The 19,170-nt window shown below is 63.7% G+C and carries 20 protein-coding genes; 4 read left to right on the top strand and 16 right to left on the bottom strand.

Annotation, left to right across the window (positions count from 1 at the left end):
- Positions 1 to 130: 130 nt before the first annotated feature.
- From J8I34_RS02415 to J8I34_RS02400, 4 genes are all read right to left on the bottom strand, one after another.
- Positions 131 to 958 (bottom strand): SDR family NAD(P)-dependent oxidoreductase, encoded by an 828-nt coding sequence (locus tag J8I34_RS02415; RefSeq protein ID WP_209775182.1) that lies wholly within the window; start codon positions 956 to 958, stop codon positions 131 to 133.
- Positions 959 to 962: 4 nt separating this feature from the next.
- Positions 963 to 1,964: a Bug family tripartite tricarboxylate transporter substrate binding protein gene (locus J8I34_RS02410; RefSeq protein ID WP_029049956.1), complete on the bottom strand. Its 1,002-nt coding sequence runs from the start codon at positions 1,962 to 1,964 to the stop codon at positions 963 to 965.
- Between the two features lie 83 nt (positions 1,965 to 2,047).
- Positions 2,048 to 3,103: a beta-keto acid cleavage family enzyme gene (locus J8I34_RS02405; protein WP_209805248.1), complete on the bottom strand. Its 1,056-nt coding sequence runs from the start codon at positions 3,101 to 3,103 to the stop codon at positions 2,048 to 2,050.
- A gap of 40 nt (positions 3,104 to 3,143) precedes the next feature.
- Positions 3,144 to 3,563 carry a carboxymuconolactone decarboxylase family protein gene (locus tag J8I34_RS02400; RefSeq protein WP_209805247.1) on the bottom strand — a complete coding sequence of 140 codons (420 nt, stop codon included), beginning with the start codon at positions 3,561 to 3,563 and terminating at the stop codon, positions 3,144 to 3,146.
- A gap of 139 nt (positions 3,564 to 3,702) precedes the next feature.
- Between J8I34_RS02400 and J8I34_RS02395 the strand changes: the two genes are divergently transcribed.
- Positions 3,703 to 4,737, top strand: coding sequence for an AraC family transcriptional regulator (locus J8I34_RS02395; protein ID WP_209805246.1), 1,035 nt, complete (start codon positions 3,703 to 3,705; stop codon positions 4,735 to 4,737).
- Positions 4,738 to 4,768: 31 nt separating this feature from the next.
- On the opposite strand, the gene J8I34_RS02390 is transcribed toward J8I34_RS02395, so the two are convergent.
- Together J8I34_RS02390 and J8I34_RS02385 are read right to left on the bottom strand one after the other, a co-directional pair.
- Entirely contained in the window at positions 4,769 to 4,852 is an 84-nt protein-coding gene (locus J8I34_RS02390) for a hypothetical protein (protein WP_371748032.1), read from the bottom strand.
- Positions 4,849 to 5,220: a tripartite tricarboxylate transporter substrate-binding protein gene (locus J8I34_RS02385; RefSeq protein ID WP_209805245.1), complete on the bottom strand. Its 372-nt coding sequence runs from the start codon at positions 5,218 to 5,220 to the stop codon at positions 4,849 to 4,851. The genes J8I34_RS02390 and J8I34_RS02385 overlap by 4 nt, the downstream gene beginning before the upstream one ends.
- Before the next feature lie 90 nt (positions 5,221 to 5,310).
- Here J8I34_RS02385 and J8I34_RS02380 point away from each other — a divergent pair, with 90 nt between their 5' ends.
- A complete protein-coding gene (locus J8I34_RS02380) occupies positions 5,311 to 5,598 on the top strand; it encodes a helix-turn-helix transcriptional regulator (protein ID WP_209805244.1) in 288 nt (95 codons plus the stop codon).
- A gap of 28 nt (positions 5,599 to 5,626) precedes the next feature.
- Here the strand turns inward: J8I34_RS02380 and J8I34_RS02375 are convergent, their stop codons facing one another.
- From J8I34_RS02375 to J8I34_RS02355, 5 genes are all read right to left on the bottom strand, one after another.
- On the bottom strand, positions 5,627 to 6,349 hold the full coding sequence (locus J8I34_RS02375; RefSeq protein WP_209805243.1) for a hypothetical protein: 723 nt from the start codon (positions 6,347 to 6,349) through the stop codon (positions 5,627 to 5,629).
- A 420-nt stretch (positions 6,350 to 6,769) separates the two neighbouring features.
- The gene (locus tag J8I34_RS02370; RefSeq protein WP_209805242.1) at positions 6,770 to 7,801 is read right to left on the bottom strand and encodes an NAD(P)-dependent alcohol dehydrogenase; all 1,032 of its coding nucleotides are present in this window, start codon (positions 7,799 to 7,801) and stop codon (positions 6,770 to 6,772) included.
- Positions 7,802 to 7,858: 57 nt separating this feature from the next.
- Positions 7,859 to 8,848, bottom strand: a complete 990-nt coding sequence (locus J8I34_RS02365; protein ID WP_209805241.1) for a Bug family tripartite tricarboxylate transporter substrate binding protein — start codon at positions 8,846 to 8,848, stop codon at positions 7,859 to 7,861.
- 83 nt (positions 8,849 to 8,931) lie between these two features.
- Positions 8,932 to 10,203, bottom strand: coding sequence for a DUF1254 domain-containing protein (locus J8I34_RS02360; protein WP_209805240.1), 1,272 nt, complete (start codon positions 10,201 to 10,203; stop codon positions 8,932 to 8,934).
- Positions 10,200 to 11,528, bottom strand: a complete 1,329-nt coding sequence (locus J8I34_RS02355) for an alkyl sulfatase dimerization domain-containing protein (RefSeq protein WP_209805239.1) — start codon at positions 11,526 to 11,528, stop codon at positions 10,200 to 10,202. The genes J8I34_RS02360 and J8I34_RS02355 overlap by 4 nt, the downstream gene beginning before the upstream one ends.
- 163 nt (positions 11,529 to 11,691) lie before the next feature.
- Between J8I34_RS02355 and J8I34_RS02350 the strand changes: the two genes are divergently transcribed.
- Complete coding sequence (locus tag J8I34_RS02350) at positions 11,692 to 12,390, top strand: Crp/Fnr family transcriptional regulator (protein WP_209775204.1); 699 nt, start codon at positions 11,692 to 11,694, stop codon at positions 12,388 to 12,390.
- A gap of 217 nt (positions 12,391 to 12,607) precedes the next feature.
- On the opposite strand, the gene J8I34_RS02345 is transcribed toward J8I34_RS02350, so the two are convergent.
- The 3 genes from J8I34_RS02345 to J8I34_RS02335 all read right to left on the bottom strand — a co-directional run bounded on the left by J8I34_RS02345 (position 12,608) and on the right by J8I34_RS02335 (position 14,883).
- Complete coding sequence (locus tag J8I34_RS02345; RefSeq protein ID WP_209805238.1) at positions 12,608 to 13,579, bottom strand: Bug family tripartite tricarboxylate transporter substrate binding protein; 972 nt, start codon at positions 13,577 to 13,579, stop codon at positions 12,608 to 12,610.
- Positions 13,580 to 13,820: 241 nt separating this feature from the next.
- Positions 13,821 to 14,528, bottom strand: a complete 708-nt coding sequence (locus tag J8I34_RS02340) for an HAD-IA family hydrolase (protein ID WP_029045788.1) — start codon at positions 14,526 to 14,528, stop codon at positions 13,821 to 13,823.
- A gap of 154 nt (positions 14,529 to 14,682) precedes the next feature.
- Positions 14,683 to 14,883 carry a hypothetical protein gene (locus J8I34_RS02335; RefSeq protein WP_209805237.1) on the bottom strand — a complete coding sequence of 67 codons (201 nt, stop codon included), beginning with the start codon at positions 14,881 to 14,883 and terminating at the stop codon, positions 14,683 to 14,685.
- A 288-nt stretch (positions 14,884 to 15,171) separates the two neighbouring features.
- Here J8I34_RS02335 and J8I34_RS02330 point away from each other — a divergent pair, with 288 nt between their 5' ends.
- Entirely contained in the window at positions 15,172 to 16,263 is a 1,092-nt protein-coding gene (locus J8I34_RS02330) for a mechanosensitive ion channel family protein (protein WP_209805236.1), read from the top strand.
- Between the two features lie 35 nt (positions 16,264 to 16,298).
- On the opposite strand, the gene J8I34_RS02325 is transcribed toward J8I34_RS02330, so the two are convergent.
- Positions 16,299 to 17,174, bottom strand: coding sequence for a metal-dependent hydrolase (locus J8I34_RS02325; protein ID WP_029045790.1), 876 nt, complete (start codon positions 17,172 to 17,174; stop codon positions 16,299 to 16,301).
- Between the two features lie 182 nt (positions 17,175 to 17,356).
- Positions 17,357 to 18,904: a serine hydrolase gene (locus J8I34_RS02320; RefSeq protein ID WP_209805235.1), complete on the bottom strand. Its 1,548-nt coding sequence runs from the start codon at positions 18,902 to 18,904 to the stop codon at positions 17,357 to 17,359.
- Positions 18,905 to 19,170 lie beyond the last annotated feature (266 nt).

Below are 19,170 nucleotides of genomic sequence, written 5' to 3'. Positions count from 1 at the left end.
GTTCGTCATGCAGCTTTCGTGATCCTCATTTAACGTCTCTGCCGCCCTTCCGTTGGCAGAGGTTTTTCAGACCATCCCTAAACATTGAAGTAGTGACCGGCAGCGGTATAGCCGGCGGTGTGGTGACGGGTCAGATCACGTAGCCGCCGTTGGGGCTGATGACCTGGCCTACGAGGTAGTGCTCGTCGGAGGCGAGATAGACCGCCAGCGAGGCGTACTCGGAGGGCTGGCCCAGGCGTCCCAGCGGAACCATCTGGAAAAGGTTCCTTTTTTCCGCCTCGCTGGCATTGGCGAGATAGGCCTCGAACGGCGGTGTCATGACGCCGCCGCAGGCAATGGCGTTGACGAAGATGTTGGCACCCGCGGCATCGAAGGCGGTGGTCTGCGTGAGGCTGATGACCCCGGCCTTGGTCGCCGCATAGCCCGGGCTGTGCATGCTGGCTGCGCCCCAACCCGCGACGGAGGCGATGTTGATGATCTTGCCGCTGCGGCGCGGCTCCATCAGGCGCAGGGCAGCGCGGGTGCAGTAGAACACACCGTGCATATTCACGCCCCACCACTTGAGCCAGTCCTGGTCCGTCAAGGACGAGACAATGCCCAGAGACTGCCTCGGCATCGGCGTGGTGACGTAGGCGTAGTGCCGGCTGCGGCGCTCGGTCTCCTGCGCGGACGATGGCACGATCGCGGCGTTGTTGACCAGGATGTCAACAGTACCGAAGCGCTCGGCCGCCTGTTCAAACATGGCATCGACCGCCGCGCTGTCCGAGACATCGCAGCGCACGGCCAGGCACTGCGCGCCTTCGGCTTCCAGCGTGCTGCGAGTGTGCTCCAGCGCCTGCGTGTCGATATCGCACAGGACCAACTGCGCGCCCTCGCGAGCCATGGCCTGCGCGATGACGCCGCCCAGCCCCCGGCCGGCGCCCGTGACAAGGGCGATTTTTTCTTTCAGTTTCAGCATGCGCTCAGTCCGGCTTGTAGTTCACCGCGCGCAGCAGCGCGCCAACCGACTCGAAGTCTTCCGCCAGGCGCTTGGACAACTGCTCGGGCGTGCGCGGGTTTTTGGTGTCCACACTCAATCCCAGGGACGACAGCCGGGCGCGAACCACCGGATCCGCCAGCGCCTTCAGCGCCTCGTCACGGATACGCGCCTGGATTGCCGCGGGGGCGCTGGGCACGGTCCAAAGCCCCATCCAGGAGGTACGCGTCAGATCCTTGAAGCCCAGTTCCGCGAAAGTCGGAACGTCCGGAAGCGCGTCGGAGCGCTGCGGCGAGGTGATCGCAAAGGGCCTGAGCTTGCCGGCCTTGATCAACGGAATGGATGTGGCCTGCCCGTCGAACATGAACTGGACTGATCCGCCCATGATGTCCTGAAGGGCCGGCGTAGAGCCCTTGTAGCCGATGTGATTCATGTCCAGGCCGGCCAGCTTGTTCAGCTGAAGCCCGAACACATGCGAAAGCGTGCCCGGCGAATACGATGCGAAGTTGGTTTTTCCTGGATGCGCCTTCACATAGGCGATCATTTCCTCGAGCGTTCGGGGCGGCAACCGGGCATCGCCGACGAGGACCAGGCCACCACCGCCCAGTTCCGCCAGCGGCTTGATCGCTTTGAAGAGGTCGTACTTCGGCTTGATGCTGTGCGGAATCTCCGTTACCAGGCTGTTCACGGCTACCAGGTAGGTGTGGCCGTCGTTCGGCGCCGTCATCAGGCTGTCGAGTGCAAAGGCGCCGCCCCCGCCCGGCTTGTTTTCAACGATGACTGGCTGGCGCAGGCTTTTGGCCATGGCATCGCCGAGGAGGCGGGCGACGAGATCTGCCGTCGCGCCAGGCGTTCCGAGGGCAATGATGCGGATGGGCCGATCCGAGAGCGGCTGCGCTCGACCCGGTGCGGCAGTCATCGCCAGACCGGTGGCCAGCATCGCCGCGAGCACCCGGCGGCGGGTGGGGGAGTGAAGGAAGGAAGCCATGCTTGTCTCGCTATGCTATGTAGTGATGCGGGAAGCTCGACCCCGACGCAGGGCTGCCGGGATCGGCAGGCCTGCGTCAGAAATCAGGCCGCCATCCGGGAAGGCACGCCGCGCTGCGCCGGCTTGCGGTTGGGCACCATGCCCAGCTGCTGCAGCGTCTCGTCGGCGTTGCCCCACTGGGTGCCAATCTGGTAGATGCGTCGGGCATCGTCCCCGCTGGCCACTTCGCGGTTGAGTTCACGGGCTATGCGGACCATCTTCTCGATCTGCTGCACCGAGGTGGCGCGCTGGCCGTCGGGGCCGAACAATGTGTCCTCGATACCCACGCGCACGTGCAGACCCAGGGCGATCGCCATGGTGGTCATGGGCACGACGTTGCGATTGAGCGTTTCGATGGTCAGGACCGCACCGTCGGGCGTGCGGCGCACGAATTCGAGCATGTCGGCCGGATGCAGTCCCGACGCGCCGCCGCCGATCGCCACATAGTTGAGGATCAGCGGCCCGCTGTAGTCACCGCGCCGGATCAGGCGCTCGACGCTCTCGAGACCGGTAAGGCTGGCCAGCATGAAGTGCGGCTGGATACCGGCGGCGACCAGGCGCCGGATGTGCTCCGTGTGCCAGGAGGGATTCGAGGGGACCACCATGTCCCGATAGGCCGCTTGAACAGCCGGGTTGGCCAGTGACGTCCCTTCGATGTCGGCAGGCGTCATCAACTCCATCACGTTCATTTGGCCGGTGTTGATCGCTACCGTGACCTGATCCGGGCGCGGATCAAGATCGGCCAGCATGTGTCGCGTGTCGTCGCTCAGCCACTTCGCGGCCTGCCCCTCGTTCTCCGGCGCGAAGGAGATGGAGCCGCCGACCTGCAGGATCATCTTGGGCACCGCATCGCGCAAGCGCGCCAGCAGCTCATTGAACATGGACAGCCGCTTGCTGCCCTTGCCATCCGCCTCGCGCACGTGCACGTGCAGCACCGTGGCACCGGCGTTGTAGCAATCGACAGCCTTCTGGACCTGTTCGTCCATGGTGACCGGAATGTCATCGGAATCGCCAGGCATCCATTGCGGCCCGTAGGGGGCAACCTGGATCACCAGCTTTTCCTGGTTCTCGGGCAAGAGGGAATCGTCTAGGAAATGCATGTCTGTCCGTCCTTTTTCTCAGTAAGTGCGCGAGTGGTGTTCAGGCGGCGGCGCGCTCGCCCTTAGCGTGTTCCCGCTGCAACGCGGCAAGCTCTTCCAGCAAGATTGGTGCGCCAAGGCTGCTCGTGTGGATGCCAAGTACGCTGACGGCCTGCAGCACCGCGGCAATCTCTTCCTTGGTAGCGCCGAGTTCGAGGGCCTTGCGGATGTGACGGCGCGTGCCAGGCGCGTACATATGGGTACAGGACGCATCCACTGCGATGGCGAGAAACTCGAGCACCTTAGGTTCGAGCACACCCGACATCACGGGGTGCATACCCATCACCATGAATTTCTCGGCCCACACCGGGTCGAGTTCGGCAAAGGCATCCCAGGCCGGATTCCAGTTTCCGGTTGCCCGCAACTGATCGCAGAGGGGGGTGGGGCTGAGCTGGAGCTCGCTGTTCGTTTCACTGCTCAAGATTGTCTCCTTCTGATCTGTGCGTTCCCCAAGCACCGCGCGAGGCATACGCGACAAGCGCAGTATCGGCGATTGGCCAACGATCATTTGATCGTTTGGGAGTTTTGTTTTACATTTTGGGAATCTTAGGGAAAACGCCATGTCCTATTTCGTACGCAGCGCGAGCCTCAGCAACTACGTCGAAGTAGCGCGCTCGTTAGGCCTGGAGCCTTACGAGCAGTTGAGTGCGGCCAGCATCAGCGCCTACGCGCTGTTGGACCCGGATACCAGGATTCCGGTCGAGGCCGTGGGTCGTTTGCTGGAAACGTCAGCGCAAGCCGCCGGCGTCCAGGACTTTGGCTTGCGCATGGCCGAGACGCGCCAGCTCGCGAACCTGGGAGCCTTGGCCTTCGCGATGAGCGAAGAGCCAACCCTGCGTGGAGCGCTCGACTCGATGGCCCGCTATATGCGCTTGCACAACGAAGGACTGGCCACCCGAATCGAAGAAGCGGAGGGCCTCGTCATCATCCGGGAAGAAATGCTGGGCTTGCGTGTGCCAGGCTCTGCAAGGCAATCCGCGGAGTTGGTGGTCGGCGTCCTTTATCGAACGTTGCTTCTCTTCCTGGGCACCTCATGGAGACCGCGCAGCATCTGCTTTACGCACGCGGCGCCCACCAGCACGGCCACGCATATGCGTGTCTTTGGCATGCCCGTTCTGTTCAATCAGGATTTTGATGGCATCGTCTGCCGCGCTGCCGACCTGCAGGCACCCTTGCCGACCTACGACCCCATCATGGCGCAACAGGTCAGGCAGTACCTCGATGCCATGCTTGCCCAGAGCAACACGAACATGGTTGACAAGGTCCGGCAACTGGTCTTCGCTATGCTGCCCTCGGGCGACTGCTCCGTTGAGCGCATCGCGCAACAGCTAGGCGTAGACCGCCGCACCATTCACCAGCATTTGAGCGCCCATGGCGAAAACTATTCGACCGTACTCAATGCGGTGCGGGTCGAACTGGTGACGCGCTATGCGGAGAACCGCGAGCGACCACTCTCGGAAGTCGCGACGCTGCTGGGCTTCTCTTCGCTGAGTGCCTTTTCGCGGTGGTTCAGCAACTGTTTCGGCTGCAGCGTCACGAAATGGCGCGCCACCAAAAATGCCGCCCCGCTGTCCAGCATGCAGGCCAAGAGCTGATGCCGGGGCGAGATCCTTCTGCCGGCAAGGCTTAGCCGATGACGAAGCGCTGTCCGTCATCGACCACAAGCGTCGAGCCGGTCACGAATGCGCCGGCCCGCGACGCGAGCATCAACAGCGCCCCGTCGAGGTCGTCGGGTGTGCCGAGACGCCGGCGAGGCGTTTCGTTTTGGGGAGCAACGTTCTGTCGGGGGCGGGCTCAAATCCAAGCGAACGCAGCTTCTCGCGAATGGCCGCTGTGTCCCAGGCAACCTTGACTTCATCATGGATCAGCCTGGTGGTTGCCTCGGCGGTGCGGCGAGGCAACCACACGCCGATCCAGGCGTGGGAGTTCAGCTCGGCATGGCCACGTTCCGCAAATGTCGGCACGTTGGGCAGCAGCGGCGACCGCTTGTCGCCCACTATCGCGACGGCCTTCAGTTTTCCGGCCCGAATGTGCCCCAGCACATTCGGGAATTGGCGGGCTCGAAGTATCTGCTTCATGCATTGCGCACGCCATCCGACACGCGAGCTGCGAGACGCGTGTTCTCGCAGCCAGTCCAGTATGGGGCAGACTTCAATGGCATCGTTTGCATGGCCAGGGAACTGACGCTGACGACCTACTCGCGGCTGGACAAGTACGCGCAGCAGTACGTGGAGTCGGTTGCCGCCAACGCCGGCCAATCGTCGACGGAGAAGGTGCGCCAACTAGTCCTGACGCTACTGCCCTCGGGGAAATGCACGCTTGCCGATATTGCCGGCCATCTCGGTGTGGAGGAGCGTACGGTGCGGCGCCATCTGCTACGAGAGGGCCATTCCTACAACGCATTGCTCAGCGAGGTCCGCCGCGAGCTCGCAATAGGCGCGCCTCGCCTTGCATGATTGGCCTATAGGGTTGCTCCTGACTGGCCTACTGGAACACCAGCGTGCCCAGCGATTGCCCATTGATATGGAACACCGTGGATTTGGACGAAACAAAGCTGATGTTGCCGCTGGTGTCGATGCGAAATGTGGTCTCATCCTCGGCGATGCGGGCATTGCTGTTGTCGAATACCTTGTCGAGCAAGGTCAACAGCAGGCTGTTCCCGGTATCGGTGGCAACGCTATAGGACTCGGTAAGTGTACCCACCTTCGTTGCCCGTGTGCTGTCCGAGTAAATTGTGGCGCTTGTCAGAGGTCCCGAGTCGCCAGCCTTCACTGTCGGCGGAATCGTATGGTCGGCGAACACCACGAAGGCATCGCCCTCGTCGATCACCATCACAGCATAGGTAACTGTATTGCGGAAGATGGTCCTGGTGTTCGAGAACGGCGCCGAATTTCCATTTGTGACAACCGTGCCGCTGACGGTTTCAGTGGTCCTCAATACCGAAGTGTTATTCAGAGAGGTCGCAACGAAAGGGGTGGCGGTTAGTGTTCCGGAGCCTGATACCGGCACATTCTCTACCGTGCCGGAAATCGAGAAATTTGCGGTCAGTCCATTCGCCGCCAGACCTGCCATGGCTGTGCTGAGTGGCACCGTCAGAGGCTGCGCCGGCGTGCTTGCTGCCTCGTTGCTGGCGTTGTCGTCGCCCCCGCCGCCGCAACCGCCGAGAAAGAATGAAATTGCAAGCACAAGAAGGAATCTCTTGGACATCGCAGTCTCCTCGCCGAAGTGTCCCGGATTCGAAACTTGTCTTGGCATGCGACCCGGCGGAACGGGTAGGACATGGCGCAAACCGCAATCTTTCCATACCCGCAACCCATGCAAAATGCCCTGCTGTCGGCAGGCTTGGCGCGCGAGGTCGTCACCTCAATTAAGCTGCAACAAAGATACCAACACTGCCGGATGTGTTGTTTTTATTATGTTCTGGCAGACCTATAGATTCGACGCGCTGGTGAAATCGGTGCAACCTGTTTCGTTCAGGATACAGTCCGGAAGCTGTTGTCGACCCAAAGAGGCATTCGAGGCAACGCGGTAAACGGCGAAAGTCCGGTGCGGATTCAACTGGCGCGCGCGATTCCATCAATACGTTGCAAGCACCGGTTGAATCCGCAGCCGAACTCCTGCCACTCTTCAAGGTAACAAGACAGCCCGTCCCTTGATGCGTCCTTCCCGCAGTCGCTGATATACGTCGACGGCGCTCTCGAGGGGGAAGGTCTCCACATCGGCGTGGATTCTGCCGGTTTCGGCGAGCGCAATCACTTCCATCAGCTCGCTTCGTGATCCCCAATACGGAATGCTCACCTGACAGCCATAAGGCGGGCGGTTGGGAGAATAGTGAAGCGTCCCGCCGGCGAGTCCTACCACGGTGATTCGGCTCGCGCGGCCGACGACGCGGCAGCAAAGATCGATGGTCGACTGTGCGCCGACGAAATCGAGGGCCACGGCTACGCCACGCCCGCCGACCAGGTCGAGAATCTCTTCGGCAGCGCGGTGCCCATCCCGGGTGTTGATCGTGTGTGTGGCTCCCAGCGCGCGCGCATGAGCCAGCCTGGCGTCGTCGATGTCACCGGCAATGATCTTCACTGCTGCCATGGCCCGCAGGATCTGCAATGCCATGTGGCCGAGTCCACCAATGCCGAGGACCAGGATGCTCGCATCTGGTGTCAACAGGGGCAGTGCCGCCTTGATCGCATGATAGGGAGTGAGCGCCGCATCGCTGAGCGGCGCAGCTTCTGCCGGATCGAGCGTGCCCAGCGGCACCAGCAGGCGCGCGGACGGAACGATCATGTATTCGGCCATGCCGCCATCGAGGCCCAGGCCTCCACCTACTGCCGGGCTCCTCGCATGGCCTTCGCAATAGTTTTCGGCCGAGGTCTGGCAGGTGCGGCAAACGCCGCAGCCCCAGGGGCCATAGACAGCGACCGGATCACCTTCCTTCCATCCTGTCACGCCATCGCCCAAGGCTTCCACCCATCCCGCATTCTCGTGGCCCAGTGTGAATGGACCGGTCCTGCCGATGCCGTGGTCCAGGACGTGAAGATCGGAATGGCAGAGGCCCGCGCCGCCGATCTTTACCAACACCTGCCCTGGACCGGGTATAGGCTTGGGCAGATCAACGATTTCCGGGGGACGGCCAGCCTCGATATATCTGACTGCTTTCATGGAAATGACAATTTCATCTGGCGCTGAGGCGCTTGGTGAGCCGAAACGGCATGAATATCAGTCCGCCTTGATATCAAACGATTTGACGATCTTTGCATTGCGGTCGTACTCGAGGCGCAGCTCACTTGCCAGTTGAGCTGTGGGCTGATCCGGCATGGGTTCAAAGCCCACGGAAATCAACCGGTCACGAACCTTTGGCGTTGCTGCGGCCTTGCTCACCGCCGCATGGATCTTCTCTGTCAGTTCAGAAGAAACCTTTGCAGAGACTACAACCCCGGTCCAGTTCCTGAACTCGATATCCGGGTAGCCTTGCTCTGCAAGCGTCGGCACATTCGGCAACTGAGGCCAACGCGTCTTCGACGCCACGCCGAACACCTTGATCTTGCCCGCGGCAATGAGAGGTCCGGATGTCACGACGCCATCGAACATGAGCGGAACCTGTCCTCCCATGACCTGGGTCAGTGCCGGCACGGACCCGGGGAACGGCACATGTGTGAGATCCAGGCCGGCCTCCTTGCTGAACATGGCACCTGCGTACTGGGAAGCGGTGCCGGAGCTATACGAGGCGTAGCTCAGTTTCCCCGGATTCGCCTTTACCCAGGCGACTACGCCCTTCACGTCTTTGGCTGGTACGCCCGGCGATCCCACGAACACCATGACGCCGCGCCCCAGGGCAACCACCGGCTTCACATCCTTCAGCGGATCGAAGCCGACGTTAAGCACCTGTGGCACCTCCGTCAATACGTTGCTGGCCGTCAGAAGGATCGTCCTCCCGTCCGGCGGCGACGAAAGCATCGACTTGACGCCAATGGCGCCGCCCGCACCCGGCTTGTTATCCACCACCACGGGTTGGCCGATCTGGGCAGACAGTTCGTCCGCCACGATTCTGGCCAGCGTATCGATGGTGCCGCCGGGCGGGGCGGGAACGATCATGCGCACCGGCTTGTCGGTCCAGGCCAAGGCGCCATTCGCCCCGAACGCCATGAACGCCATGAAGAGCGTGCAAGTCAAGTACTTGCAGGTTCTGGTGATGATTCTGCGATTCATTTGTTTGTCTCCACCGTGAATCATTAACACATACGTGGCTTTGCAAGAGGATTGCTGAATCCCTCTATCGAATGAGCCAGAGGCTACTCAAGACTCAGGATGGGCAACGGCACCGCCAATGCCTGCATTTCCGGGCACGGCCGATAGGCTCGCAGGCTCAGATGGAAAGGACCGGTCGGAGCCGGTAGCCAGTTGGCCCTGCGTGTCGGCTCCGCGGGCATCTTGTGCTGGATGTAGATGTGGAGTGAATGGTCCGCCTCGTAGTGAAGTTGCGCGGTCCGGTCTCCGATGGAGTAACGGTCTATGGCGTTCTCCACGAAGAACCTTCGGCCATCCGGAGTCGGTTCATAGAGCGCTAGCGACCAGAACGCCTCCACCGGAATGCCCTGGCGAGGTATGGTCAGGCAATAGTTGTTGGAGCCGTTCAGCACCTGTCCGTCGTCACCGGTCGTCCGGCCGATGTAAACAGCCTCGTCCGGCGGCAACGCCCCAAGTCCTGCGAGAGCGAGCGCGGCCCGCCACTCATAGCGTGCCTCGGCGTCTTCCAGCTTATCGAGTACCCACCAGCCCTGGATCTTGCGGCGCCGGCTCATGAAGGCGCTCCGCAGGCGGCCGTGAGCGGCCGCAATGCCCGCTTGCCACGCATTGCTGGTGGCGTCCGGCAAGCTGGCCCACGGATCGCAGGCGCCCGGCACCATCCCGACTGCCGCGATCCTCGACAGCATCGGCGCATCCTCGGCGGGTGGCGGATTGCGTCCCAACTGCTCGGCAACGACAGCAAGAAAGTTGGCCGGATCCATCGAATCCGTCGGCTTGACGGCTGGGCTGCGAACAGGCTTGCAGGGGGTCACAGACAGGCATTCCTGCATCGCATGCGCCGCCGCGAGATCGTCTTCCCCATTGACGATCCACCTCGCAAGCAGCCAGACATCATTGCCGGGCGCTCGAATCACGCGCCCGGCGATCGGCTGGTCGTGATCGTCGGGACCGGCAAGCGTGATCACGACGGGCCCGGTTGCGTCCTGGTGCTGGCCGAGCAGCGCAAAGTTGTTCGTGAACGCATCCATGAACGCAATCGACCAATACCGGTCGGGTGGCAGCGCATCCACGGCGACCCGGACGGGGCCGCCCGACAAGTCAAGCCACGCCCGCGAATACAGCGTGTCGTTGTTCGGCGTCGTGATCCAGCGGCACTGATTGTCGGCCAGCCTGCGGTCATGGCAAATGGTGTTTGGCGCAAGCCCGGCTTGGTCCGTCCAACCCGTCATGTCCTGATAGCGTGTCCTGGCTACCTCATAAAGGGGGAAGCCATAGGCAAACGCATCGTAAATCGCAGCATCAAGATCTTGGCTCATCGCATCTCCTTGCCGGGTGCGGCGTCATGACGTTCCGCGACCAGGAGATCGCGCCGCCGTTCCTGGCTCGATCGGGCGGCATGATTGAAGATGCCCTTTGTCATGGTCGCGGCCTCATTGGCCGAACGTGCCGCGTAGACCCTTGCCCGGGCCCGATGGGCAGCCTCGGATCCGGGCTCGGCCAGAATGCTCAACTCGATCAGATGACACGCCATCCGGAGATCGCCCTCGGCTTCGAGTTCGGCGGCACGCTCGAGAACCCTGGTCACGCCGCCAGACAACGCAATCCATTCACAGGCTTGCTGGAGCCGGGGCGCGGGAAGCAGGTTATCGGGCTCGCCATCCCACCATCCGCCATAGCGACGCCAGACATTGCGCACCAGGAACTGCGGGTGGTCGTAGATCGGCTTCAGATAGGGCTTGTCCGCCAGGTGCGCCGGCGGCGCGACGCGATGGATGACGTCATCCAATGGCAGACCTTGATTCATCAGGGCGAGCGTCTGCCGTTCAATCGACTCCAGGTACTCAGCCGTGTCGAGCAACGCCTCCCTGATGCGCGTCGCGCCGAAGACCGGCATGCCATGGCCGCAAATCATCGTCTCCGGTTGGCATCCCGCCATCTCGCGCAAGGCAGTCGCCCACTCGTCGCAATAACGCTGGACTTTCTGGGGGTTGCCCGCATTGGGAACAGCCCAGATGAACAGGTCCCCAGGAAACAGCCAACGGCGTTCTGGCACCCACACCCAGACATGATCGTCCGTTTCGCCACGGGCGTGCCGCAACTCGAACGTCAGATCGCCGATCTTCAAGGTGAGAGCCCGATCGAACGTCACGTCCGGATAGCGAAAGTCCGTGGGTCCCTTGGCCGGGCCGAGTTGACGGCTGAACTGTCGTGCCTTGACGGCATCGATCCAGCCTGCCGTTTTCCGGTATCGATCCAGGTGCTGGGGCAGCAGCGTGTGTGCATACACGACGGGTGCGGCCCAGCCGCGCAGCGCCGCTTCTTCATCGAAGCGGCGCGTTGACCAGATGTGGTCGAGATGGTGCTGGGAGAAGACAGCCGCAACCAGCGGGGTATCCGGGCGCCACTTCCGGACTGTTTCGTAAACACGATCCATATCGCTGCGGGTACCGGCGTCCAGCATGATGAGTCCCGCCCCGGTGTCGATCACGCTGATCGCCGCCACCCCCTTGAAGTAGAGCAGGCCGGGTGCAAGTTCCTGGGCACCGGGGTATGTCCCGGTAACGGGGTGGTCTGTATCGAGCAGGTCAACCTGACCGTGCCAGTATTGTTCTGCGAGGGAGAGGAAATCTGTCTCAGTCATCGGACTATCCAAGGAATTCCGGTTGATCGGGCCGATCGATTCGCAAGGCTTGCGTTGGCGCGCCTTCGGCGAAGGGATGTGGCCAATCTAGCCGAGGTATCATGCGAGGAATGCCACCTACGTGGCATAGCCACCTGGTACCTTCCCTTAGACTGAGTCGGACATGAAAGTCTCTGCTGGACCACTTTCGGGGCGCCCCTCGCCAAATATCAGCAGCCTTGAGGGTTTGCCTGAGCATTCTCTTCGCGCCTTGCGCGAAGTCGGCGTGCTGCGGCGGTGGAGGCGAGGCCAAGTCTTGCACTGGGCGGGCGATCACGCTGAGTCGATCCTCGCAGTGCAGAAGGGACTATTGCGCGTTTGCAGTCATGACTCCTCCGGTAACGAGAACATCCTTGCCTGGATCGAACCGGGCATGATCGGCGCACTGGCTCCGGTGATCGCCAACCAGCCTTTCAATTTCAACATCGTCGCCGACTGTCAAAGCGAAGTTCTGCACATTCAGCGCGAGCGACTCCTCGAGCATCTCGGGCGCGATCCGACGACGGCATTGGCCATCACCATGATGCTCAGCAGCAGGCTGAATAACGTGCTGGAAATGTTCGGCACGCAGGCCTTCGAATCACTGGCGGACAAGGTATGGGGCCGCCTGGTTCAACTGGCAATGCAGTCCCGGCAAGCCAATACCCCCACAGTCTGCATCGAGGTAACGCAGGCGGACCTGGCAAGATCCGTCGGTGGTTCACGCTACCGCGTGGGTCTTGAATTGAACCGACTAGAGGCAATGGGAGTCATTGCTCTGTCGCGCGGACGAATCAAGATCCAGCGCGCGCATATTGAGCGCCGCTCCAGGGGGCGTTCGTAGTGCCTCGCCCGCTGATAGGGTTGAATATTGAGGGTTCGCTGACGTTCGAGCGTTGTCACCGTGCCCGATTCGCGCAGAAGCCGCCTTATTGCTGAATGGCCGAAGGCCTTATTCCTTCCTAAGCAAATCATCGGAATTCGGCGATGAACCAAAAAAATGCCCGCCGTGATTAACGGCGGGCATTCCTGGCAACGAAAGCGGTGGCGACGCGCCGGGGCTATTCCAGCTTCGCCCCCGAGCGCTCGACGATATCCTTCCACTTCCTGTAGTCAGACTGCACCAGTTCGGAGAACTCCCTGGTCGTCATCAGCTTGGCTTCGGCGCCTTGCTCCTGGATCGCCTGGATCATCGCCGGCGTGGCGAGGACCTTGTTCACTTCGGCATGGATGCGGTTGACCACTTCGGGCGGTGTCCTGGCCGGGGCGAACAGGCCGTACCAGGTGCTGACGTCCACCTGCTTGTAGCCGCTTTCCGCCACGGTGGGCACGTCGGGCAGCGATGTGCTGCGCGTGGCCGAGGTCACGGCCAGCGCGCGCAGCTTGCCCGCCTTGACCTGTGCCAGCGCCGACGGCACCGAGGCCACCATCAGGTCCACGTTGCCGGCCAGCGCGTCCATCATCGCCGCGTTGGAGCCCTTGTAGGGCACGTGCAGCAGCTTGATCCCCGCCGCATGGCTGAAGATCTCGGCGGCCAGGTGGATGGTGGTGCCGTTGCCCGGCGAGCCATACTTGACCGCGCCCGGCGCGCTGCGCGCGGCGGTGACCACGTCGGCCAGCGTCTTGAAGCGCGAATTGGCCGACGTGACGATCACAATCGGCGTGTAGGCGACATGGCTGATCGCGACCAGGTCGCGGTTCGGCACATAGTTGACCGACTTGTACAGCCACGGCGCGACCACCAGGTTGTCCTTCTGGCCCATCACCAGCTCGTAGCCGGTCGGTGCTGCCCGGACCGCCTCGGCGATGCCGAGCGTGCCGCCCGCGCCGGGCTTGTTGTCCGGCACGAAATTCCACTTGGTGGCCTGGCCGACCTGCGTCGCCACCAGGCGGGACAGGATGTCCGTGCCACCGCCGGGCGGGAACGGAATCACCAGCCGGATCGGCTTGGTCGGAAAGGTGGCCGGGGTTTGCGCGTGGGCGCTCGTCAGTCCGCATGCCACCAGCAGGGCGGCAAAGAGGGCCTTCAACATCTTGTTTCTCCTCGATCGAAATCTTGCAGGGCGGACCCTGGCTTGCTGCCTGTGAACCTGTCGGATTGCGGCGGTGTTGGGCACTGGAACGGCCCGGAGCGGATGGCGGGGAACGTCTGGATCGTGCGGTGGCGAGGCAAGCGCAGGGTGTCGGCCCTGGTCGCGAAGGCACATTTTCGCATATTAGGTATGCGTTGGCCCGATATCGCCTGCCGGGAGCAGGGCTGTCGCGTCGGCGCGCTCAGCCGGCCAGCGCGCGGCAGAGCGATTGCAGGTCGCTGAGGATCAGGTGAGGGCGTGCGCCGCCGCGTTGCCATTGCGCGGTGTGGGGGCTGTCCGGGCGTACCAGCCAGGCGGCCTGCAGTCCCGCATCGAGTGCGCCAACGACGTCGAGATCGGGATCGTCGCCCACATGCAGCATTTCTTCCGGCGGTGTATCGACCGCCGCGGCCGCCGCATGGAAGATCGCCGCCGCGGGCTTGGCCGTGCCGAACGTCCCGGCGCTGAGCGCCGCGCGGAAGAAGTGATGGCCGCCGGTGACCTTCAGGTCGGCGTTGCCATTTGACACAGCCACCAGCGGGAAGCGTGCGCTGAGCCATTCCAGCGCGGGCAGCGCATCCTCGAAAAATTCGACCTGCTGCCGCGCGGCAAAGAAGGCGTCGTACGCGTCTTCGGCCAGGCTGGCATCTTCTCCGGCCATCTCCAGTGCCAGCAGGATCGAGCCGATGCGCAGCGCGCGGTAGTCATGCGCAAGATGCGGGTTCCCGCCTTCATAGCTCGCGCGCAGGTCGCGCAGCACCGCGGGCGAGGTCAGCACCCCGGCCGTCTTCGGCGCGTGCTGCAGCAGCCAGGCCAGCAGCGTCGCCTCGGCGCGGGCCACGGCGGGGCCGAACGGCCACAGGGTGTCGTCGAGATCGAAGGAGATGGCGGAGACCTTGGACAGGTGCATGGGGCGGAACGCTGCGGATTGGCGCGGGGGACGGGTCTGGTAGCTTACCACCGCGCAGGCCCGGTTTCGGATCCGCCAGCGGTCCATGTGCCGGCCGGCGCGCGCCCGCCATGGCCGTGCGCGCATGCGTGGCTGCCTTCCAGGCAAGCGCTGGCTACTTGCCCTGCCGCTGATCCGGCTTGCGGCTTGCATCGCCCTGGTGTTGCCTGCGCGGGTCCTGGTTCTTGAAGCCGCCGTAGCTGCTCTGGCCCGGATCGTCGCTGCGGCTATTGATGTCGCTCGCATCGCGGTCGGTCCTGACGCCCGGGTTGGGCTGGGCCCCAGGCGCATTCCGCTGTTCCTTTTGCGTTGCCATATCGATCTCCAGTGGGTTGGCCGGAACCGTAGGAGCTGCAACATCCATGCCGTGACGGGCAGGGCGCGCCGCGGACTCTGGCGGCGCTGTGCCGGAGGGCGTTGCGCCCAGCGTTTCGTGCTTTCATCTGAACATCTTGCCGCCCGTTGTAGAAATGGACGATCAGGTAAAAGGCGTGTTCTAACATCTCTTTTCCCCGCGCTCCCACGGAGTGGCGCGAGGCGAACTTCCGCACGGACAGGGTGTCGTTAGCTACATAGCTGCAACCCGCAACGAACAGGACGACGCATGAATCTTGACCTCCTCCTCGAACATCCCTGGTTCGGCACGTGGACCGCCGCGCTGGTCGCCGTTATTGTCGCGCTGATCGCGCATCGCCTTGGCGGCCTGCTGCTGTTGCGCATTGCCCGCGCCACGCCGGTGCTGCATGCCATCGTGATCAAGGCGCGCGCGCCGGCCAAGGCGGTGCTGCCGCTGCTGGCATTGCAGACGGTGTGGCAGGCGGCGCCGGACGACCTGCGCTGGATCGACAACGTGCGGCATCTCAACGGACTGCTGATGATCATTGCCACGACCTGGCTGGCGGCGCGCATCATCGCGGGCTTTGCGCAAGGCGTGCTGGAACGGCACCCGGTCGACGTGGAGGACAACATGGGTGCGCGGCGCATCCACACGCAAACGCGGGTGCTGTCGCGCATCGCCATGTCGCTGGTGATCGTGATTGGCGCGTCGATGGTGCTGATGACCTTCCCGGGTGCGCGGCAGGTCGGCGCCAGCCTGCTGGCCTCGGCGGGCGTGGTCGGCCTGATCGCGGGCTTTGCCGCCAAGCCGGTGTTCAGCAACATGATTGCCGGCTTGCAGCTGGCGCTGACCCAGCCGATCCGGCTGGACGATGTGCTGATCGTCGAGGGCGAGTGGGGCCGCGTGGAGGAGATCACCGGCACTTACGTGGTTCTGCGGATCTGGGATGAGCGCCGCCTCATCATCCCGCTGCAGTATTTCATTGAGAAGCCGTTCCAGAACTGGACCCGCAGCAGCGCGCAGCTGATGGGCTCGGTGTTCTTCCACGTGGACTACGGCATGCCGCTGGCACCGCTGCGCAAGGAGCTGGAGCGCATCGTCCATGCGGCGCCCGAATGGGACCGGCGCTTCTTCAACCTGGTGGTGACCGACGCCACCGAACGCACCATGCAGCTGCGCGTGCTGTGCACCGCGGCGTCGTCCGGACTGGCGTGGGACCTGCGCTGTGTGGTGCGCGAGGGACTGATCGACTTCATGCAGCGCGAGTATCCGCAGTTCTTGCCTCGCCTTCGCATTGAAGGGGAGGGTGAGGGCAAGGGCGATGCCGCGGTTCGCGGCGCCGCCGTGCACATGGCGTGAAGCGGTGTGCCCGGCATCGCCCCTTGCCGCGCGGATCAGAAGTCCACCTTCTCTCCCGGCTGCGGCACGATCACGCGCGTGGCCGCGCCCGCGCCCAGCGCGGTGGTGAATTCTTCCGGCGTGCCGCGCAGCTGCGGTGAAGTCAGGTAGTGGATGGGGATCGCAAAGCGCGGCCTGACCATGTCGCGCATCGCGATCGCCGCGTCCTGCGGCCCCATGGTGAAGTGGCCGCCGATCGGGATCAGCACCAGGTCGGGCTTGTAGCGGTCACCGATCAGCCGCATGTCGCCGAACAGGCCGGTATCGCCCATGTGCCAGACGCGGAAGCCGTTCTCCATCTCGACGATGTAGCCGACCGGTTCTCCGCCATAGTGTGTCTCGTCCTTGCCGGTGGCCGGGTTCTTCATCACCAGTTCCGACGAGTGCTCGGCATGTACCGCGGTGATCCTGGGTCCGGTCGGGCCGAATGGCATCACGGTGCCGCTCTTGCCAAAGCGCTGCACCAGCGTGGCCGGGACCATGCCGAGGCTGATCAGTGCCTGGCCCATGCCGCCTGCGTTGTAGATCGGCGCGTTATTGAGCTGCGCCAGTGCCGGGGCGTCGCCGAGGTGGTCGCTATGTGCGTGGGTCACCAGGATCAGGTCGACCTTGCCCAGCGAGGACAGCTGCTTGAAGCCTGCAGGCGTCTTCGGGTTGGTGGTCAGCCACGGATCGATGACGATGACCTTGCCACCCGGCGAGGTGATGCGGATCGCGGCCTGGCCGAGCCACAGGACTTCGGTCTTGCCGGCGGCGGCAGGGGTGGTGGCGGTGGGCGCCTGCGTGACCGCGGTGGGTGTCGGCGTGGACGTGCCGCAGGCAGCGAGCGTGGCGACGGCGGCGGTGAGTGCGACTGCGCGGAATCTGATCATGGTCATTCCTTCCGTGGCTGAGTCATGGGTCGAACCGTTCCACCCTGAGGTGTGCAGTGCGGCAGCGTCGGTGCCGCAAGCGCGGCGCGTGACAGGCGAGGGCGGGGTGCCTGTCGCAGTATCGGCACGAGGGTGGTGAGTGTCAATGCGGCACGGCCCAGCCTCTGCCGCTGCGGCGCGGCTTAGCGGGCGAAGACGCCAAGCCCTTCATGATCGTAGTACTCCAGCCATACCCGGTCGCTGGCAAATGCCGCCCGGGAGATCGTGCCGGGGGTGGCGTTCTCGTTATGGAGCGTGAATGTAAAGACATCTCCATCCCAGTGCGTCAGCGGCAAGACCAGCGGCTTCGCGCCGAGCGTCATCACCAGCGCGCCACCCTGTTCGGCGACCAGAAGCGGGCCGTAGTAGTCGTTGTTGTAGGTGCCGGCATAGGTGGACAACGCCCGCGCTGGCAAGGCGTTTGCCGGCGGCGACTGGCCGACCAGCCTGCCTTCGGGCAGCAGCAAGGGCGCGAGGGCATCGGCAAAGATCGCGCCCCAGTCGCGGCGGAAGGCGCCGTACTGGACCAGGTCGAAGAACTGCGCATTCATCGTTTCCGGGATGCCGATGGGATAGCCGTTGGTCAGGGTGACGATGGCCAGGTTCAGCGACGGCACCGCTGTAAAGCTGGTGGCCGCGCCGACCGCGAACGCGCCGGAATGGTTGTAGTTGGTCAGCCCCAGCTCGGTCGTGCCGACATTGAAGCCGTAGCCGTAGTAGCTCGCCGGGCGGCCCTGGACAGGCGGGCTGCTTTGCATCTGCTGGGACAGCGCGGGCGCGAGCGCCGCGGCGTCGACGATGCGCTGGCCGGCAAACTCGCCTTTGGCCAGCACCATGATCAGCCATTTCGCCAGGTCGTTGGCCGAGGCGCTGACCCCGCCGGCGGGCGACTGCGCATCGGGCATGGTGCCCATGCCTTGCACCCAGCTGCCATTGACCTTGACATGGCCGAGTGCGCGGTTGTCGCGCGCGGCAAAGTCGGCGTAGCGCGAGCTGGTGCGGGTCATGCCCAGCGGCTGGTAGATGGCCTGCTCGGACAGCGTGGCCCAGTCGATGCCGGCGGCGTTCGCCACCGCCTCGGCGGCGGCGGTCATGCCGAAGTTGGTGTACTCATAGACCGCGCGCAACGGATGCAACGGCAGGAAGCGCAGTCGCGTCAGCACCTCGCGGCGATCGTAGCCCATGTCTTCGAGCCGGTCGCCGGCGTGGTCGGGCAGGCCGGACCGATGCGCGTAGAGGTCGCCGATGGTGACGGCTTCGGTCGCTTCCGCATCGGACAGCGCGAACCATGGCAGGTGCTGGATCACCGGGGTGTCCCAGCCGATGCTGCCGCGCCCCACCTGCCGCGCTACCACCGTGGCGCCGATGGACTTTGAAACCGAGGCAAGCTGGAACACGGTATCGGCGTCGACCGGTGCGGGATCAGTCACCAGCCGGCGGCCGAAGCCCCTGGCGTAAGCGGTTTGATTGCCACGCACCACGGCGATGGCCATGCCGGGCACTCCGGAGCTTGCCATCAGGTTGGTGGCCAGCGTGTCAACCTGGGCGATGGCGGCGGTGATCTGCGCTTCGGACACCGGGTTCGGCGGCGGCTCCGGATCGTCATCGCCGCCGCAGGCGGGCAGGGTCGGAACGAGGAGGCCGCTCAGCGCGGCTCCAAGGAAACGGCGACGCTCTTGCAGTTTGCCCACGACAGGTCTCCCGACGGCGGCGCTACGGCGCCTTTGGGATTTACTGTAGGCGATGGGCACGGGCAATGAATGCGAAGCGTCTCATGTACGCCCTGGCATCGGGGCGGGAGACTTGAGGCCTCACCGAGGGGTTCGGTGAGCGGGCGTGACAACCCGAACGAATTGATGGAGTTTGGTATGAATCGCGCGAGCAAGCCTTCTCCACGGCGGGCCGGGCGGGGCAGCCACATGGCTGGCCGGTTTTTCCATCGATTCACCGGTTGTCA

The sequence above is a fragment of the Cupriavidus phytohabitans genome (assembly GCF_017815025.1).
Lineage (GTDB): Bacteria > Pseudomonadota > Gammaproteobacteria > Burkholderiales > Burkholderiaceae > Cupriavidus.
The sequence above is the reverse complement of the archived record's forward strand: the minus strand, read 5'-3'. Positions and strand labels throughout refer to the sequence as shown.

Excerpts from the sequence above, each read along its gene's own strand:
- J8I34_RS02405 (WP_209805248.1), bottom strand. The coding sequence starts at position 3,103 with ATGCATTTCCTAGACGATTCCCTCTTGCCCGAGAACCAGGAAAAGCTG.
- J8I34_RS02355 (WP_209805239.1), bottom strand. The coding sequence starts at position 11,528 with ATGACTGAGACAGATTTCCTCTCCCTCGCAGAACAATACTGGCACGGT.
- J8I34_RS02345 (WP_209805238.1), bottom strand. The coding sequence starts at position 13,579 with ATGTTGAAGGCCCTCTTTGCCGCCCTGCTGGTGGCATGCGGACTGACG.
- J8I34_RS02335 (WP_209805237.1), bottom strand. The coding sequence starts at position 14,883 with ATGGCAACGCAAAAGGAACAGCGGAATGCGCCTGGGGCCCAGCCCAAC.
- J8I34_RS02365 (WP_209805241.1), bottom strand. The coding sequence starts at position 8,848 with ATGAATCGCAGAATCATCACCAGAACCTGCAAGTACTTGACTTGCACG.
- J8I34_RS02350 (WP_209775204.1), top strand. The coding sequence starts at position 11,692 with ATGAAAGTCTCTGCTGGACCACTTTCGGGGCGCCCCTCGCCAAATATC.
- J8I34_RS02385 (WP_209805245.1), bottom strand. The coding sequence starts at position 5,220 with ATGAAGCAGATACTTCGAGCCCGCCAATTCCCGAATGTGCTGGGGCAC.
- J8I34_RS02325 (WP_029045790.1), bottom strand. The coding sequence starts at position 17,174 with ATGATCAGATTCCGCGCAGTCGCACTCACCGCCGCCGTCGCCACGCTC.
- J8I34_RS02375 (WP_209805243.1), bottom strand. The coding sequence starts at position 6,349 with ATGTCCAAGAGATTCCTTCTTGTGCTTGCAATTTCATTCTTTCTCGGC.
- J8I34_RS02380 (WP_209805244.1), top strand. The coding sequence starts at position 5,311 with ATGGCCAGGGAACTGACGCTGACGACCTACTCGCGGCTGGACAAGTAC.
- J8I34_RS02370 (WP_209805242.1), bottom strand. The coding sequence starts at position 7,801 with ATGAAAGCAGTCAGATATATCGAGGCTGGCCGTCCCCCGGAAATCGTT.
- J8I34_RS02410 (WP_029049956.1), bottom strand. The coding sequence starts at position 1,964 with ATGGCTTCCTTCCTTCACTCCCCCACCCGCCGCCGGGTGCTCGCGGCG.
- J8I34_RS02395 (WP_209805246.1), top strand. The coding sequence starts at position 3,703 with ATGTCCTATTTCGTACGCAGCGCGAGCCTCAGCAACTACGTCGAAGTA.
- J8I34_RS02415 (WP_209775182.1), bottom strand. The coding sequence starts at position 958 with ATGCTGAAACTGAAAGAAAAAATCGCCCTTGTCACGGGCGCCGGCCGG.
- J8I34_RS02340 (WP_029045788.1), bottom strand. The coding sequence starts at position 14,528 with ATGCACCTGTCCAAGGTCTCCGCCATCTCCTTCGATCTCGACGACACC.
- J8I34_RS02330 (WP_209805236.1), top strand. The coding sequence starts at position 15,172 with ATGAATCTTGACCTCCTCCTCGAACATCCCTGGTTCGGCACGTGGACC.
- J8I34_RS02360 (WP_209805240.1), bottom strand. The coding sequence starts at position 10,203 with ATGAGCCAAGATCTTGATGCTGCGATTTACGATGCGTTTGCCTATGGC.